This window comes from Vagococcus sp., from assembly GCF_036639995.1.
Lineage (GTDB): Bacteria > Bacillota > Bacilli > Lactobacillales > Vagococcaceae > Vagococcus.
In genome coordinates, this window is record NZ_JAVWHO010000006.1 from 9,939 (window position 1) to 27,513 (window position 17,575).

At 34.0% G+C, this 17,575-nt stretch carries 17 protein-coding genes and 1 other annotated feature; of the genes, 6 read left to right on the forward strand and 11 right to left on the reverse strand.

Annotation, left to right across the window (positions count from 1 at the left end; genetic code table 11):
* Positions 1-101: 101 nt before the first annotated feature.
* On the reverse strand, positions 102-359 hold the full coding sequence (locus RR554_RS03265) for a hypothetical protein (RefSeq protein WP_332467409.1): 258 nt from the start codon (positions 357-359) through the stop codon (positions 102-104).
* A gap of 147 nt (positions 360-506) precedes the next feature.
* On the reverse strand, positions 507-1,601 hold the full coding sequence (locus RR554_RS03270; protein ID WP_332467410.1) for a PfkB family carbohydrate kinase: 1,095 nt from the start codon (positions 1,599-1,601) through the stop codon (positions 507-509).
* 111 nt (positions 1,602-1,712) lie between these two features.
* Between RR554_RS03270 and RR554_RS03275 the strand changes: the two genes are divergently transcribed.
* Genes RR554_RS03275 through RR554_RS03285 form a run of 3 tightly spaced genes read left to right on the forward strand, consistent with a single transcriptional unit; the run spans position 1,713 to position 4,533 of the window.
* The gene (locus RR554_RS03275; RefSeq protein ID WP_332462819.1) at positions 1,713-2,654 is read left to right on the forward strand and encodes a PfkB family carbohydrate kinase; all 942 of its coding nucleotides are present in this window, start codon (positions 1,713-1,715) and stop codon (positions 2,652-2,654) included.
* 17 nt (positions 2,655-2,671) lie between these two features.
* Positions 2,672-3,367: a phosphoribosylanthranilate isomerase gene (locus RR554_RS03280; RefSeq protein ID WP_332467411.1), complete on the forward strand. Its 696-nt coding sequence runs from the start codon at positions 2,672-2,674 to the stop codon at positions 3,365-3,367.
* Between the two features lie 14 nt (positions 3,368-3,381).
* Positions 3,382-4,533: an iron-containing alcohol dehydrogenase gene (locus RR554_RS03285; RefSeq protein WP_332467412.1), complete on the forward strand. Its 1,152-nt coding sequence runs from the start codon at positions 3,382-3,384 to the stop codon at positions 4,531-4,533.
* 392 nt (positions 4,534-4,925) lie between these two features.
* On the opposite strand, the gene RR554_RS03290 is transcribed toward RR554_RS03285, so the two are convergent.
* Positions 4,926-5,189 carry a hypothetical protein gene (locus RR554_RS03290; protein WP_332462822.1) on the reverse strand — a complete coding sequence of 88 codons (264 nt, stop codon included), beginning with the start codon at positions 5,187-5,189 and terminating at the stop codon, positions 4,926-4,928.
* Between the two features lie 114 nt (positions 5,190-5,303).
* Positions 5,304-5,933 carry a lysophospholipid acyltransferase family protein gene (locus tag RR554_RS03295; protein WP_332462823.1) on the reverse strand — a complete coding sequence of 210 codons (630 nt, stop codon included), beginning with the start codon at positions 5,931-5,933 and terminating at the stop codon, positions 5,304-5,306.
* A gap of 129 nt (positions 5,934-6,062) precedes the next feature.
* On the opposite strand from RR554_RS03295, the gene RR554_RS03300 reads away from it, so the two are divergent.
* Positions 6,063-6,809, forward strand: coding sequence for a tRNA1(Val) (adenine(37)-N6)-methyltransferase (locus tag RR554_RS03300; protein WP_332467413.1), 747 nt, complete (start codon positions 6,063-6,065; stop codon positions 6,807-6,809).
* Positions 6,796-7,065 (forward strand): GIY-YIG nuclease family protein, encoded by a 270-nt coding sequence (locus tag RR554_RS03305; RefSeq protein ID WP_332462825.1) that lies wholly within the window; start codon positions 6,796-6,798, stop codon positions 7,063-7,065. Before RR554_RS03300 ends, RR554_RS03305 begins: the two co-directional genes overlap by 14 nt.
* Positions 7,066-7,104: 39 nt before the next feature.
* Here the strand turns inward: RR554_RS03305 and RR554_RS03310 are convergent, their stop codons facing one another.
* From RR554_RS03310 to aspS, 3 genes are all read right to left on the reverse strand, one after another.
* Positions 7,105-7,845 carry a class I SAM-dependent methyltransferase gene (locus RR554_RS03310; RefSeq protein WP_332467414.1) on the reverse strand — a complete coding sequence of 247 codons (741 nt, stop codon included), beginning with the start codon at positions 7,843-7,845 and terminating at the stop codon, positions 7,105-7,107.
* Between the two features lie 72 nt (positions 7,846-7,917).
* On the reverse strand, positions 7,918-8,802 hold the full coding sequence (locus RR554_RS03315) for a YitT family protein (protein WP_332462827.1): 885 nt from the start codon (positions 8,800-8,802) through the stop codon (positions 7,918-7,920).
* Between the two features lie 54 nt (positions 8,803-8,856).
* Positions 8,857-10,623: an aspartate--tRNA ligase gene (gene aspS, locus RR554_RS03320; protein WP_332467415.1), complete on the reverse strand. Its 1,767-nt coding sequence runs from the start codon at positions 10,621-10,623 to the stop codon at positions 8,857-8,859.
* Between the two features lie 54 nt (positions 10,624-10,677).
* Positions 10,678-10,883 (reverse strand) — a binding site (T-box leader).
* A gap of 161 nt (positions 10,884-11,044) precedes the next feature.
* On the opposite strand from aspS, the gene RR554_RS03325 reads away from it, so the two are divergent.
* Positions 11,045-12,322 carry an N-acetylmuramoyl-L-alanine amidase gene (locus RR554_RS03325; protein WP_332467416.1) on the forward strand — a complete coding sequence of 426 codons (1,278 nt, stop codon included), beginning with the start codon at positions 11,045-11,047 and terminating at the stop codon, positions 12,320-12,322.
* Between the two features lie 35 nt (positions 12,323-12,357).
* Here RR554_RS03325 and RR554_RS03330 read toward each other — a convergent pair whose 3' ends face one another.
* The 4 genes from RR554_RS03330 to RR554_RS03345 all read right to left on the reverse strand — a co-directional run bounded on the left by RR554_RS03330 (position 12,358) and on the right by RR554_RS03345 (position 17,503).
* Positions 12,358-13,077 (reverse strand): MIP/aquaporin family protein, encoded by a 720-nt coding sequence (locus RR554_RS03330; protein WP_332462830.1) that lies wholly within the window; start codon positions 13,075-13,077, stop codon positions 12,358-12,360.
* A 50-nt stretch (positions 13,078-13,127) separates the two neighbouring features.
* Positions 13,128-14,639, reverse strand: a complete 1,512-nt coding sequence (gene glpK / locus RR554_RS03335) for a glycerol kinase GlpK (RefSeq protein ID WP_332462831.1) — start codon at positions 14,637-14,639, stop codon at positions 13,128-13,130.
* 186 nt (positions 14,640-14,825) lie between these two features.
* On the reverse strand, positions 14,826-15,272 hold the full coding sequence (gene dtd / locus RR554_RS03340; protein ID WP_332462832.1) for a D-aminoacyl-tRNA deacylase: 447 nt from the start codon (positions 15,270-15,272) through the stop codon (positions 14,826-14,828).
* Between the two features lie 14 nt (positions 15,273-15,286).
* Entirely contained in the window at positions 15,287-17,503 is a 2,217-nt protein-coding gene (locus tag RR554_RS03345; RefSeq protein WP_332462833.1) for a RelA/SpoT family protein, read from the reverse strand.
* Positions 17,504-17,575 lie beyond the last annotated feature (72 nt).

Consider the following 17,575-nt stretch of genomic DNA (forward strand, 5'->3'; position numbering starts at 1 on the left):
TACTCTCATTAACTAATTTAGTAATAGTTTAACTCCTACTGACTTTTTAGTCAACAATGACAAAGAAACATTGTACAGCTAAGCCATACAATGTTTTCTTATTATGCTTTATTATAATTTTTCAAACCTTGTTTAATACCAATAATAAAAGTTACTACCGTAAAGATAATCATTGGAATCACTTGAATAAGTTTTCTCAACAAATCTTCTTTGCTTCCTCGTTCATATAAATAATCCTTACTAGGATAAATTAAATAAGAAATACTATCCCACAAACCATAAAAGTTAATAACAAAAACAACAAATGAAATAAGCGCCAGCAACAACCAAAAAACAACAATAAAGTTTGTCTTTTTCATGTCAATCACTCACTTTCTACTTTTTTCACGTTTTGAAACTAGCATCATAACAGATAAATAATCAATTCTCACTTTAATTATACTACGTAATAAATAAAATAGTCCATACTAACTAATAAATATAAGTAGTCTCTTCTAAACATTTGTCTAATCACAAAAATATTTTTGATATTTATCTAGGATAATTTCCTTAGAGAGACCTTCAAAAACAGAATCATTCGTTAAATAACTTGTAGTTGCTCCGCAATAACCTATTTCAAATTGCTGTTTTTTCGAGTATTTTTCTTGAACCATTGCCCAAATCATTGTACTTGTAAATACAGCTGTTGAGCCATTAATATTAAATTCTGGGGATATTTTTTTTTGAATCTCATAACTTTCTTGACTAGAATTAAACTGAACATTACCTGATTTTTCAACTACAATCACTTCTTTGACTCCCTGTTCTATTAGCTTTCTAATCTGAACATCTCTTGATTCCTGATTATTAGAAAGTTTTTTAGAAAGAGTCTGTAGCTCTAGTTCTGATAATACTAGTACATCTAGTTTATGCAATATAGGTACTAACTTAGTAACTTTATTTATTGATACTGATTTAGCAACAATTGGTACATCTACATACTTTTCAATATGCTTAATTGTTTCTTCCGATAAATTATCATCAATCACACACAGTTTAGATTGATTAACACGTTGCAAATAACGATTAATCATTTCAGGAGAAATATTTTCTAGTATGCGCATATCATCTAGCCCTACTCTAAAATCATGCACTAAGTCTTCCAAATAAACAAAAGTCGATGTATTAAAACTACTAATTTTCTCACAACAATCTAAAGCTAAACCGTGCATTCTAGCATCTAATACAAAACGGTCCCCATTCACATCATCTCCGTAAACAGAAATTAAGTTTGTACTAATACCTAGTTTTGTTAAGGCCAATGCCATATTACGGCCTGCCCCACCAAAGTAATAATTTATTTTCCCTGGATTGGAATTATTTTTAATCATTTCCACTTCTGGAACTGCGACAATATCCATATTGATTCCACCAATCACACTCACAAAACTTGGATTATTAACAATGTAACCTTTTCCTTTTATATACCCCTTCTTCATTAAATTATGAATATGGGCTGCCACACCAGATCTTGAAATCCCCATTTCAAAAGCTAGTTCTTCTTGAGAAATAGTTGGATTTTCTTGAATAATTGCCAGGATTTCTTTTTCCCTTTCAGTCATACTTTCCACACTCCTTTTATAAACATTTGTTTATTCACTATATAATAGTTTGACTATTTTTGGAAGCGGATACTATAATTTAGTTGTAAATAAAAATATGAGGTGGTTACAGTGGAAGATAAGTACATTGTAGTGGTTGGTGGTTTAAATTTAGATATTGCTGGTTTATCCGGTCAAAACTACCATGAAAAAGATTCAAACATTGGGGAAATTAACTTAAGTATTGGTGGCGTTGGTCAAAATATTGCTCAAAACCTGACACGTCTAGAAGCTCCTACTTATTTGATTACTGTTTACGGGGATGATAGTTTTGGAAACATTTTAGAAGAGGGATGTAAGAAAAATCACATTAATCTAGAATACGGAGAAAAGATTGATGGTGAGCACAGTTCTACTTATCTTTATGTTGCCAATAATCAAGGGGATATGGTTACGGCAATTAATGATATGAAAATTGTTGAACGAATTACACCTGATTTTCTAAAAAAACGTTTAGACATAATAAATGGTGCAGCAATCTGCGTTATAGATGGTAATATTTCTCAAGAATCTATTGAATTTCTGGCACACAATGTGACTTGTCCAATATTTGTTGATCCTGTCTCTGTTGCAAAAGTAGAACGTTTTGAACATGTATTACATAAAATTGATACGATTAAACCAAACGATCTTGAAATAGAATTGTTAACAGGTATTAAAGTCACAGATATTGAAACAGGCAAACAAGCTGCTAGTAAACTGAATAAACAAGGTGTTAAAAATGTTTTTATTTCACTTGGAGCTCGTGGCATTCTTTGTTCCTCCCACAATGAAGCACCAACCTTAATCCCACCTCTTGCTAAAAAGATTATCAGTACAAATGGTGCAGGAGATTGCACCATGGCAACTATTATCTGGGCAAGGTTTTATTATGGCAATGTGTTATCTGCTAAAGAGATTGGACAGTTATCACAAGCTGCTGCAAGTATCACAGTCGAATCCCCTAAGTCAGTTTCAGAAGACTTAACAATAAAAAATATTGTGCATCGCTCAATACAATATATAGAAAATTAATTAAAGGAGAATGTATTATGGTAAAAAAACAAATTTATTCAATCGTTAATTACAACGAAGCTGTACAGACAATGGAAGCTGGTGCTGATCATATTGGATTAGTCCCAATGCAAACAGGAGGAATTCCAGCTCACCGTGTTCCATTTGATGTAGTTGATAAAATCTATGCTGAATGTAAACGCCGTGGCGTAAAATCCATTGCGATTATGTTAAACAAAGATGTTGAAGAAATGTTCTTCATCATTAAACGAGTAAATCCAGACATCGTTCATATCGCTGGTATGGATTATACAGCAGATAGAGCATTCGCTGAGCGTTTACATAAAGAATGTCCTGATGTTGAGTTAATGCAAGCTGTATTAGTGGATGATGAATCAGCTATTGATCGTGCGAAAGGCTACGCTGAATACTGTGACTACCTATTAACTGACTCAGGTTTAGCAAAAGATACTGGTATTGGTGCTAGCGGACAAACTCATGATTGGAATATCGATCGTACTATTGTTGAATCTGTTAACATCCCAGTTATCATTGCAGGAGGACTTGGACCAGATAATGTAGAAGATTGTATTAAACAAATTAAACCTTTTGGTGTTGATTCTTTAACTAAAACTTCGTACAAATTTGACGATGGTGTCACTGAAAAAGATATTCCAAAGGTTCGCGAATTTTGCCAACGCGCTGATAAAGCAGCCGCAGAAATTGGCTTATAAAAGGAGAATGACTCTTGAATTATAAATTAGAACAACATGTAAAAGTCCTTGTGACAGACAAACTAGATCAAACAGCCGTTGATGTTCTTAATGACAAAAATTATCAAAAACCATTAATTGTGATTGATTCTTTCTTATTAACAACTGAAGCAATAAAAAACCTTTTTGTTGCACTAAAAAGTAATAATAAAGATTATGCTATTTTCGACAAAGTTATCCCTAATCCACCAATTGAATTAATTGATGCTGGTGCTAAATTCTTTTTAGATAATCACTGTGACTCAATCATCGCAATCGGTGGAGGTAGTGTCATCGATGCGGCTCGCGGTATTAATATTGTCAGACATCTTGGTGGAAGTATTGTTGATTACGCCTATGACAAAGAAATAACCAATTTTTGTCACGGATTAATTGCCGTTCCGACTACATCTGGTACTGGTAGTGAATTATCCAACGCTTTAATTGTGACAGATACTGTTAATAACGAAAAAATCGCTGTTTTATCTAATGAAACAGTTAGCGAAGTAGCCATTTTAAATCCCGAATTGGCTCTTTCATTGCCAAAACAATTAACTATCTCTACTGGGTTAGACGCTTTTTCTCATGCAGCAGAAGCATATACTTCTAACCTATCCACACCTGTTGTTGATGCTATTTGCGAAAAAATTATGTTTTTAATTTACAACTATTTACCTAAAGCAACTCATGACGGTCAAAATAGAGAAGCTCGTGAGCGCATGATGGTTGCTGCAGCACTTGGCGGTTGGGTATTAAATAACGGAGGAACTCACATCGGCCATTCCCAAGCACATATCATTGGTGCTAAATTAGGTATTCCTCATGGTCAAGCTTGTGCCTATGCTTTACCTGGCACATTAATAGCAACAGCCTCTGTTAAATCTAAAAAAGTAAAAGAAATTGGTTATATTTTAGGAGCAAGTTTTCCAGAAAATGTGACAGATGAGCAAATTGGCGAAATCACTGCTGAAAAGTATAAAGACTTTCGTGATAACGTCTTAGGTTTAGTTGCTTTTGACACTTTAAATATTCAAAGAGAAGAACTTCTCGCACTTAGTGATGAAGTTAAAAATGAGCGTTTCGCTGGTAACTCACCTTTTAAATTAACAGACGAATTAATAAAAGAGCTTATGCAACATTTTGGTTAACACTAAATAAGTAAACAGAAAGTCATCAACCTCAAAGTAAAAAACTACTTTAGGTTGATGACTTTTTCATATTTTAATCTAGCTAAATAGAGTATTCTAAAAACGATAATAAAGTACGGTAGAAATAATAAGTATCGGAAATATAAGTAACGAGATTAGATGTCCTACTAAAAATAAATATTTCACTTTTTTTAATTCAACATGCCAAGTAAGCCAGATACCTACCAGACTAATAAAAAAACATAATAAAAGTGGCTTAGCACCATGTACCGGATTATAAATAAAAAAATAGGAACTAATTAAAAATATCTCTAGAAATAAGACTACTCCTGATGACATAATAAAAAAATTATTGGTTTTCATTTTCATCCTCTCCGTTTCCTAACTAAACACTATGGTCCCCACAAAAGTGTTCCAATAAAAAATACTAACCCAAGGCTTAAACAAACAACCATATTAAAAAACATTAAAAACCCCTTAATTACTTGATTATCAACCTTTAGCGCCAATAGAGCACCTACTCCACCAATGAAAGGTGTCAAAAATATAAACATAGGTGGATTATTTGGATTATAGAAAAACAAATTAGGTATCCAACATAAGAGACCAAAAAAGAATAATGTCGCACTTACTGACATATACGTTTTATTTTTCATAGCGCTCCCTCCTACCATATATACCAATTATAACACACACTCTAAAAACGCATATTTAATTAACATTTATCAAACAAAAAAAACTAACCAATATATATCAGTCAGTTTTAATACTTATTTTTCTTTTTTTACAGGTTTCTCATAAACAAAATCTGGATTGATTTGATTGTCTAATTTGTTAAACGCCTCTTGCATTCGACGTTCGACTTCTTCAATGCCTTCTTTGTTTAATTTTTTAATATCAGAAATGTCAATCGGCTCACCAAAGGCTAACGTCACACGACGTTTAGTCCATAAACGACTAAATTTCACTGGTCCTTGATAAACAGCGGGAACTATTTTTACTTTAGCCATTTTAGCAATTACAGCTGCTCCACCCTTTAAATCATCTGAATAGCGACTTCCACTTGGAAATACCATAACACTCAAATCAGTGTTTTTTAGCGCTTTGACAGGTGTTTTTATTGCACTTGGTCCTGGATTTTCTCTATCTACTGGAAACACATGACATTTTTTTAAAATAAAACCTAAAATCGGATTGTCAAACAACTCTTTTTTAGCCATAAACGAAAACTTCTTAGGCCAAGCTCCCATAGCAAAATATAAGGGTTCATACCACGTTCTATGAGGCCCCACTAAAACATAATTTTCCTCTTTAGGTAAATTATCACGACCAATATAGCGAGCATTTGTATTAATAAAAAATGTTAGAAACCGCACAACATATAATAAAAAGCGATACATAAATTTCCATCCTTTTCCTTTAAACTCCTTACTAGTATGCCTAAATTTCTTAAAACATGCAAGTATTTCTTGTTCAAAAAAATTTTTATCATGCTATAATAAAATCACTGATTTGAAAGGAAGTTTATTATGCCTAGTTTATTACATGACGGAGAAAGAATCGATCAACTTGTGGCTTCTGGTGTTCAAATTATTCAAAGTCCTGATGTTTTTTCTTTTTCCTTAGACGCTGTTCTATTAGCAAACTTTGCGTCAATTCCTAAAAGAGGAACTATTGTAGATTTTTGTTCTGGAAATGGAGCAATCGCACTCTTTATGGCCCCTAGAACGACCGCGTCAATTATTGGTGTTGAACTCCAAGAACGTTTAGCTGATATGGGTAAAAGAAGTATTTTACTTAATAATTTTGAAAATCAGGTTTCGATGGAACAACTGGATATTAAAGATGTTCATGCTAAAATTAAAAGTGATTCTGTAGACTTTATTACATGCAATCCTCCTTATTTCAAAGAGCAACCGAATAGTAAAAAAAATCCTAATCCTTATTACGCCATTGCTAGACACGAAATTCATTTACAATTAGATGATGTTTTTAGGTCTGCATCAAAATTATTAAAGATGAATGGTAAGATTGCTATGGTTCATCGACCAGAGCGTTTAATGGATATTTTAGATAGCATGAGAAAACATAGAATTGCGCCTAAAAGAATTCAATTTATCTACCCAAAAGAAAGTAAAGAAGCTAACACCATTTTGATTGAAGGTATTAAAGATGGCAAAACAGATGGTTTGAAAATTTTACCACCTCTTTATGTTTATGGTGAGGATAATCACTATTTACCTCAGATTAAGGAAATGCTTCATGGAACAAAATAAAAAACATTATTTTTACGTTCTAAAATGTAAAGATACAACCTTTTACGGAGGATATACTACTGATTTAGTAAGACGTCTTGACGAGCACAATAGCGGTAAAGGTGCCAAATACACTAGACTTACTAAACGACGTCCTGCTAAAATAATTCATCACGAAACCTTTGAAACTAAAAGTGATGCCATGAAAGCAGAATATGCCTTTAAACAATTAACAAGAAAACAAAAAGAAACCTATTTAAATTCTTTCAACAAATAAACACAGCCCTCTTAAAAAAATTAAGAAAAGGCTGTGTTTTTATTTAGTCGCAAAAAAAGTAAACAAAGAGGCTTGGTTATTTTTTTCATAGCCGACTGTATAAGTAATATTTGAAAAACCTGTTTGATGTAGCAATTCTTTAAACTCTTCAATACCATACCAATATAGGGTGAAATTAGAGATTTCCGTTTCTTGCACTACGCCTTTTTCAATTAACTCATAGCGATGAATATAAGATACTTTTTGCTCATGCCAATTCATTTCTTGAGCTGTACTAGTAAATAGTAATCCTTCGTTATCAGAAATCGGATAATCTGTTACGCTTACCTCATCTGATTGAAACCACATAGGAAGTTCAATATCAATCATTAGTTGTCCTTCATTTTTCAAGTGGTTATAAAAGGAATTTAATACATCCTTTATGATAACTCTAGGTAATAAACAAAAGCTACCTGTTGGCATCATGATAGCTTCATACTCTTTTTTCAAATCTAGCTTAGTCAAGTCTCCCTGATAAAGAACTCCTCTTACTCCAACTTGATTCATATTTACTCGGCATTGATTCAGCATCTCATTTGATAGATCCACCCCTTCAACGTCTAACCCTTTTTGAATAAATGGAATCATCATTCTTCCAGTTCCTACACCAGCTTCCAAGATTGGTCCCTGACATTTTTTTAAATGGTCATAATAATACTCAATATCCCCATCGATTGAAAAGCCCACAGGTTTTGTTATTTCATATAACTTCGTACTTAATTTGCCATATTCAACAAACATAACTAACAACTCCTTTCAACGTCATTCTAACATAAAAAAAGCCTATGACAACTGTTGTCATAGACTCTTCTGTTAATCTAGTGGTTCATAGAAGTTACCCATTATTGTGACATTTTCCGAAATACTAACAAACGCACTCGGATCAGAATTACGCATCGCAATTTGTAATACTGGAATTTGGTCACGTGTTATGATAGTAATTAAAATCGTCTGTTCATTATGATTAAATGCACCTTCTGCATTGTTAACAATCGTAATACCTCGGCGAATTCTTTTTTGTACCTCACAAATTACTTCATCAGGTTTTGTAGTCACAATCATTATTTGCATTTTCTTTTGACGTGTAAATACCATATCAACCACTTTCCCATTAACAAAAATAGAAAAAGCACTATAAAAAGCATATGGCCAACCAAATAAAAAGCCTGAGGTCATGATAATACACGCATTAAAAATAATATTTAATGAGCCCACATTTCGTCCAGTCATTTTACGAATCGTCACACTAATAATATCCAAACCACCAGATGATAAACCACCTCTTAACGCTAGACCAACACCTAGCCCACAAATACCCCCACCAAAAATGGCACAAATAATTGGGTCTTTAGATAGCTCCGTCACGGGTATTATTTGAATAAAGAATGACGTCATAAACACTGAAAACATAGTAAACACAGTAAATTTTTTACTGATTTTAAACCACGATAAGATGAATAACGGTACATTTAAAGCATACAACACAACTGACATTGGTAGTTGAACATTACCAATGCTTTCTGATAACGTCACAATAATTTGTCCTAAACCTGTTACACCACTTGCATAAATATGTCCTGGTTGCCAAAATAAGTTTAAGGCAATAGCTTGTAACATCCCATTGATGACAGCCATTGAGATTTTTTCCATATACTCGGTTTCAATAAACTGTTCTTTAATTGTTTTTAATTTTAACATTTTATCTTCTAACTCCTTCAAGTAAGAGAAAAGCTATAATCTACAATATCAAGTTTATTTTTCGTCAGTAACAATATTTAAATGCAATTCTTCCAACTGATCCGTTGAAACAACGCCTGGTGCACTAGTCATTAAATCAACTGCACGATTATTTTTAGGGAAGGCAATCACTTCACGAATATTATCTTTTTTAGCTAATAGCATAATTAAACGGTCTAGTCCTAACGCAATACCGCCATGTGGTGGGAAGCCGTACTCTAATGCATCCATTAAGAAACCAAACTGTTCTTGCGCAGACTCTTTTGTAAACCCAAGAGCTGCAAACATGTCCTCTTGCACATCACGTTGATAGATTCTCAGTGATCCCCCACCTAATTCATAACCATTTAACACTACATCATAAGCTTCTGCATAAACTTTTTCAGGTGCTGTTTTTAATAATTCAACATCACTTGCTTTTGGCATAGTAAAAGGATGATGTGCAGCTGCGTATCTTCCTGCTTCTTCATCGTATTCAAGTAATGGCCAATCAACTACCCACAAGAAGTTAAAGCTATCTTCATCGATTAAGTCTAATTCTTTTCCTAAGCGATTTCTTAAAGCTCCTAAAGAAGCTGCAACAACTTCTTTTTTATCTGCAACAAACATTAATAAGTCACCTACTTCAGCATTAGTTGCTGTCATAATAGACTCTTGCTTATCTACTAAAAATTTAGCAATTGGGCCTTTCAAGCCGTCTTCTTCAACTTTTACCCATGCCAACCCTTTAGCGCCAAATTGTGCTAACCATTCGCCCAATTTATCCATATCTTTTCTTGAATAGTTAGCTGCAGCTCCCTTAGCATTTAACGCCTTAACCGCACCACCATTTTCAAGAGCAGATTGAAAAACTTTAAATTCAACTTCTGAAACAGCTTCTTTCATTTCAATTAATTCCATTTCAAAACGAGTGTCTGGTTTATCTACCCCGTAGCGAGCCATTGCATCATCATAAGTCATGCGAGGAAACGGTAATGTAATTTCTTGATTCATAACTTCTTTCATGACCTTAGCTAACATATTTTCAGTATATTCTTGAATTTCTTCAGCTGTTAGGAAACTTGTTTCAATATCGACTTGAGTAAATTCTGGTTGGCGATCTCCTCGTAAATCCTCATCTCTAAAACAGCGAACAATTTGGTAATACTTATCAATTCCAGCACCCATTAATAATTGCTTAGTCGTTTGAGGTGATTGAGGTAACGCATAGAAATGTCCCTCATGTACACGAGAAGGAACCAAATAGTCACGTGCGCCTTCTGGTGTTGATTTATTTAAATAAGGTGTTTCAATATCCATAAAGTCGTTATCATTTAGAAAATTACGAATAACTTGACTTGTTTGATGACGTAATTTTAAGTTAGCAAACATTTCAGGACGTCTAATATCCATGAAACGATACTTCATACGAGTATCCTCATTCACTGTTTGATTGTCATCAATCACAAAAGGCGGTGTTTTCGCTTCATTGTAAATCACAATTTCACTACCAATGATTTCAAACTCTCCTGTTTTCATTTTAGGATTAACTGCACCTTCACGTTTTACAACAATTCCTTTAACTCCAATAACATATTCACTACGACATTTGTCTGCAATATCTAAAGCTTCTTTTGATGTTTCAGGATTAAATACTACTTGGACTATTCCTTCTCTATCGCGTAAATCAATAAAGATTAAACCGCCAAGGTCACGTCTTTTTTGAACCCATCCTTTAACTGTGACTTCTTGGTCTAAATGCTTTTCAGATACTAATCCGCAATAGGTCGTTCTTTTTTCCATCTTTTCTACTCCTTTATTTTTTTTCAGCTTACAAAAAAAGCCCTTGTTTAAATAAACAAGGACGAATGATGACTCACACGTGGTACCACCTAAATTCGAGAAACCACGAATAGTTTCTCCTCTTCAAACGATTAACGCTCGTAACGGAATGATTTTTGTCATTCATCTCCAGAGTGTCTTTCCTTTTTTGGTTAGGCTAATTTCACCAAATTTAACCCTCTCTTTAGGTAAAAAAGTACTTTCTCTTTCACTGATATTATACTTAAAAATTACTAGATATGCCTTTAAAAGTCAAGTTAGATTCATATTAAATTATACTTACTACTCATCCTTTCTTTTTTTTGTTATAATTAGCTCTATTATAAATAATTTCAATAATGGAGTAGAATACGTGAGAAATTCAGACACTAGTAAAAATACAATGAAACTACTAATATTTAACTTGGTGATTGTCGGATTGGTCATTGCTGGCTTTTATTTTATGCATGGAACCAATCAAATTGTCGATGTTCAAACCATTGCTTTAAATGTTAGAGAAAAACCAGATGCAACATCTCCAGTATTAACTCAAGTCCATCGTGAAGACCGAGTTACTATTAAAGAAAAAAAAGGTGGTTGGTATAAAATACAAACTTCCGAAAAAGTGGACGGTTGGGTAGCTGAATGGTTAATTTTTGATGGTCAATCAGGACCTTACACTTATTTACCTGCTGTTATCACACAGCGTAACACAGAGCTTAAAAAAAATAACCAGAAAAGCAGTAAAACTATCGATACCTTAAGAAAGAAACAAAAAGTTTTTGTCACTTTAGAGTTAAACGGTTGGTGCCGAATTTATGTGGATGATAAATACGGTTGGGTTCCTTCTGATTCACTAGACATTCGAAAAAATCAACAACCTAAATTTGAAATTGACGATAAACTTCAAGTAGCATTAGATAATGCGCCACTTTATTCAAAAAAATCAGAAACAAGTTCTATTTCAACTAGACTTGGGTATGCTGAAAAAATCACCTTAAAAGAAGAAGGGGATTATTGGTACCAAGTTAGTACGGAAAGTGGTCAAAAAGGCTACATGAGAAGCTGGGAAATAACTAATAATAAACTTAGCAAAAACGAAAAACGTCCTAGAGAACCTCTTCCAGAACATGTTATTATGCTTGATCCAGGACACGGTGGAAACGATCCAGGTGCAGAAACAAATGACGGAAAAGTTTTAGAAAAAACATTAACCTTAGCAACAGCCAAAACAGTGAAAAATGAATTAGAGGAAAAAGGATATAGCGTTTTAATGACTCGTTCTAAAGATGATTTTGTCTCTTTATCTAAGATTGCGGATATCAGTAATAAGAGTAATGCTGATATTTTTCTAAGTTTCCACTACGATTCAACAGGTAACCCAAATGAGGGATCTGGTACAACTACCTTTTATAGAAATAAAAATGGCCGCCCTTTAGCTCAAGCGGTGAATGATCAAATTGCGGATATCCTACCTCTTGAAAATCGCGGCTTTGGTACCCAAGATTATCAAGTCCTAAGAGAAAATGACAAACCTGCTATTCTTTTAGAGCTTGGATATATTAACAATGATACTGATGCAGCTTATGCTCAAAATAAGAAATATCATAATAAAGTAGCAGAAGCCGTTTATGAAGGTGTCACAAATTATTTTATTGAAATGAATAAAAAAGACCGTTAGAAATCTAATATGATTTCTAACGGTTTTATTTTTTATTAATGAGGAATTATTGCCCATAAAAGTGCTGCTATTGCGCCACCAATCATTGGTCCTACAACTGGTACCCATGCGTAGCCCCAATCAGATTCACCTTTATTTTTAATTGGTAAAATTTGATGAGCAATACGAGGACCTAAGTCCCTAGCTGGGTTAATTGCATACCCGGTAGGTCCTCCTAATGAAAGTCCTATTGAAAGAATTAACACACCCACTACTAATGGATTAAGTCCATCTGAGAATGTATGTTGTGAGAATGCTAATAAAGCAAAAACTAAAACAAATGTACCTATAATTTCTGTTACAGTATTTGAAACAAGGTTTCTAATAGCTGGTCCTGTTGCAAATGTTCCTAAAATAGTAGCTTCATCTTTTGTTTCTTCCCAGTGTGGTAAATAGGTAATCCAAACTAACATCGCACCCACAATACCACCAACTACTTGTGCAATAATAAATGGTACCACTAAGCCCCATTCAAAATTACCAGCCATTGCCATACCTAAAGTTACTGCTGGGTTTAAATGTGCTGGTCCCATAAAACCTGCTACATAAACAGCTATCGTTACTGCTGCTCCCCAACCTAACGTAATGACAACCCAACCAGCACCCTGTGCTTTACTTTTATTAAGTGATACAGCAGCCACAACGCCATCACCTAGTAAAATTAAAATTAAAGTTCCTAAAAACTCACTAAAAATCTGCAGTGTATCTCCACTCATTTTACTATATCCCCTTTTCTAAATAGTCAACCTTCCAGAATGACTAACCTTTATTTTTTCCCGATTCGTTTAAACGTTTGTGTTGCTTTGACAGCCTCTTTCCAACCACTATATAAATCATCACGTTCCTCAGATGCCATATTAGGCTTAAAGGTATCTCCTTCACCTTGGAATGCTCTTAATTCATCTAAGTCTTTCCAAACACCTACTGCTAAACCAGCTAAATACGCTGCTCCTAATGCTGTAGTTTCTAGATTTGGTGCCCTAGTAACATCTGTATCTAATATGTCTGATTGGAACTGCATTAACATATCATTTTTAGCTGCTCCACCATCCACTTTAAGAACAGGTATATCAATACCAGAATCTTCCTTCATTGCATCAATCACATCTTTAGATTGATAAGCAACAGCTTGTAATGTGGCTTTAACAAAATCTTCTTTTGTAGTCGCACGTGTTAAACCAAATATTGCTCCACGAGCATCTGAATCCCAATACGGAGCACCTAATCCAGTAAACGCTGGTACTACATACACACTATTATCTCCAGTTGAAGCATTAGCTAACTCTTCTGATTGTGGCGCTGTTTCAACCATACGCAAGCCATCACGTAACCACTGAATAGCAGAACCAGCTACAAACACACTACCTTCTAGAGCGTAATAAACTTTACCATTAATACCATAGCCGATAGTTGTTAATAAATTATTTTTAGAAATTTGAGGTTTTTCACCTGTATTCATCACAATAAATGCACCGGTACCATAGGTATTTTTAATCATACCAGGTTCAAATGCCAACTGACCAAATAGGGCCGCTTGTTGGTCACCTGCCATACCAGCAATTGGGACTTCATTGCCATAAAAATGATAACTTTGAGTATATCCGTACACTTCCGAATTACTTTTCACTTCAGGAAGTAATGACTTAGGAATATTTAATAATTCTAATATATCGTCGTCCCATTTTAAATCCATGATATTATACATCATTGTTCTTGCCGCATTTGAATAATCCGTTACATGAACATTACCGTCTGTTAATTTCCATAATAACCATGTATCAATAGTTCCAAAAGCAAGTTCTCCACGTTCTGCACGCTCCTGAGCTCCTTCAACATGATCTAAAATCCAGCGAACTTTTGTAGCAGAAAAATAAGCATCTACGACTAAACCAGTTTTCTTATGAATCATATCAGCATGACCATCTTCTTTTAACTTATCAGCAATAGGCGCTGATTGTCTTGATTGCCAAACAATCGCATTGTAAATTGGTTTACCCGTTTCTCTATCCCAAATAACTGTCGTCTCACGCTGATTCGTAATACCAATAGCATCAATATCGTCCGGACGAACACCAGATTCAATTAGTGCACCTGCAATAACTGATTGAACAGAATTCCAAATTTCATTGGCATTATGCTCTACCCAACCTGATTCCGGGAAAATTTGTGTAAATTCTTTTTGTGAACTTCCAACATTTTTTCCTGCCTTGTCAAAAATAATTGCTCTTGAACTTGTGGTACCTTGATCGATTGCCATAATATACTGCTTATCTGTCATGTTTCTTCCTCCTTATTAAAGATAGCGCTTTCTTTATACACCATAATAATAACTTATTTTCGACTGATTAAAAAGCCTAAAGCCTAGTTTATTTTATAAAAAATGGACAAAAAATAAAAAACTTTGATTTAAACTGTTTTAAATCAAAGTTTTTCTCTTATTAAAAATAATTTCACAAATATTTCACTATTTATGATCCGTATCAAAAATAATTGTTACTGGACCATCATTGGCAAGACTCACTAACATATTAGCACCAAATTCACCTTCTGCAACATCTAAATCATAAGTTCTTAATTGCTTATTAAAGTAATTAAACAAGCGAAGGGCTTCATCCGGATGGGCTGACTTAGTGAAACTAGGTCGATTTCCTTTTTTTGTATCAGCTAATAATGTAAATTGAGAAATAGAAAGAATACTTCCGCCAACTTGATGAATATCGAGATTCATTTTCTCATTCTCATCTTCAAAAATACGTAAATTACTTATCTTTTTAGCTAAATAGTCCGCTTCTTTTTCGGTATCACCCTCTGCAACACCAACAAGTAGAACATACCCTTTAGCCACTTTACCTATTTCTTTTTGTTCAACAACGACATTACCATGCGTTACTCTTTGTAAAATAACTTTCATTATTAAACTCCTTTTTAGCCATTGGTTCTTCTAACACTGTAAACTTCTGGCACAGCTTTAATTTTATCAACAATTTGTTCAAGATGACTTAAGTTTTGAATAGAAAGAGTCAAATGAATCACTGCCATTTTATTTTTTGCAGGTTTTGCTTCCACTCCAATTAAACGTTTCGTGTTAGCATTAACGACTAATAGAACATCATTTAAAAGACCTGAACGGTTATAGCCATAAATCTCTAAATCGGCATTGTATTCTTGCCCACCGCTTGTTGCAGCATCTTCCCATTCAACATCAATTTGTCGTTGTTGCACTTCTGGTGAGTTATTCATATTCGGACAATCTTTTCTGTGGATAGACACGCCGCGCCCCTTAGTAATATAGCCAACAATATCGTCACCAGGAACAGGGTTACAGCAACGGCTGATTCTAACTAATAAATTATCCGCCCCTTGAATAACAATGCCGCCTTCATGGCGAATTTTCATTTTAGTTGTGTCTTTCTTTTGAACAGGTTGTTTCATTAATTCTTCTGCTTCTTCTTGTTGTTTCTTCACACCACGTTCTTTTCGCTCTTTTTCAGTTAAACGATTGTACACAACTTGAGTTGTTACTTCACCAAAACCAATAGAGGCAAATAAATCATCTGCTGTTTGATAATTAAAACGTTCCAAAGCATCTGCAATTTTCTCTTTCGTTAGAAAATCTTTTGGTGCAAAATCATTATCAAGTAAAGCTCGCTCTAATGACGAACGGCCTTTTTCAATATTTTCATCTCGGTCTTTATCTTTAAAGAATCGTTTTATCTTATTTTTAGCACGACTTGTTGCAACAATATTTACCCAATCTCGACTTGGTCCAAAAGAATTAGCTGACGTTAAAATTTCAATAATATCGCCGTTTTTAAGTTTATAATCTAGTGGTACCATCTTGCCATTTACTTTAACACCAGTTGTTTTATTTCCAACTTCAGTATGGATGTTATACGCAAAATCTAGTGGTCCAGATCCTTTCGGAAGTTCTGTCACATCTCCTTTTGGCGTAAAGACATACACTTTGTCACTAAATATTTCACCTTTAACGTTTGCCATAAACTCAGAAGCATTATAACTTTCGTCTTGAAGTTCGATAATTTCACGTAACAAGCTAATTTGATTCGCATTTTTATCTTCTTGTTTTTCTGTTTTTCCTTCTTTATACGCCCAATGAGCTGCAACCCCAAATTCTGCAATTTGATGCATTTCGTATGTTCTAATTTGAATTTCGATTGGGTTGCCACTTGGTCCAATAACTGTTGTATGAAGTGACTGATACATATTTGTTTTAGGGACAGCGATATAGTCTTTAAATCTTCCAGGAAGTGGTTTCCATTTTGTATGGATGGCTCCTAAAACTGCATAACAATCTTTAATTGAATCTACTAACACGCGAATAGCCAGTAAATCATAAATTTCATTAAACTCTTTTTTCTTATCCTTCATTTTACGATAAATAGAATAAATGTGCTTTGGACGACCATAAATTTCAGCATCTATTTCCAATTCTTCTGTAGCTTGGTGAATTTCTTCAACTGTCTGTTCCACGTACATTTCTCTTTCGCCGCGTTTTGAATTCATCAGATGAACGATTCTATAATATTGTCTTGGATTTAAATAACGTAATGACCTATCTTCTAGCTCCCACTTAATTAAGCTAATCCCCAAACGATGAGCAAGTGGTGCATAAATTTCTATTGTTTCTTTAGCAATTCTTCGCTGTTTGTCTTCTCTTAAATGGTTAAGTGTTCGCATGTTGTGCACTCTATCTGCAAGTTTCACCATAATAACTCGTAAATCTTGTGACATAGCTAATAGCATTTTACGATGATTTTCAGCTAATTGTTCTTCGTGTGACTTATATTTAATCTTACCTAATTTAGTCACACCATCCACCAACATCGAAACATCTGGACCAAATTCTTTTTCTAAGTCTTCTAATGTTACTTCTGTATCTTCAACAACATCATGTAAAAAACCTGTTGCTACAGTGTGCGGGTCCATGTGAAGTTCCGCCAAAATACTTGCTACTTGAATCGGGTGAATAATATACGGTTCTCCTGATTTTCTAAATTGGCCTGAATGGGCTTTTGTGGCATATTCACATGCTTTTTGAACAAATTCAACATGTTCAGGATTCATGTAACTAGCGACAATTTCTAGAACCTCTTTATCCGTCAATACTTTTTCTTTTGGCATATGACCCCTCCTTTTTAAACTTATTAAAAAAAAGTACTAGATTAGTACTTTTACTTGTTTAGATTAAACTAA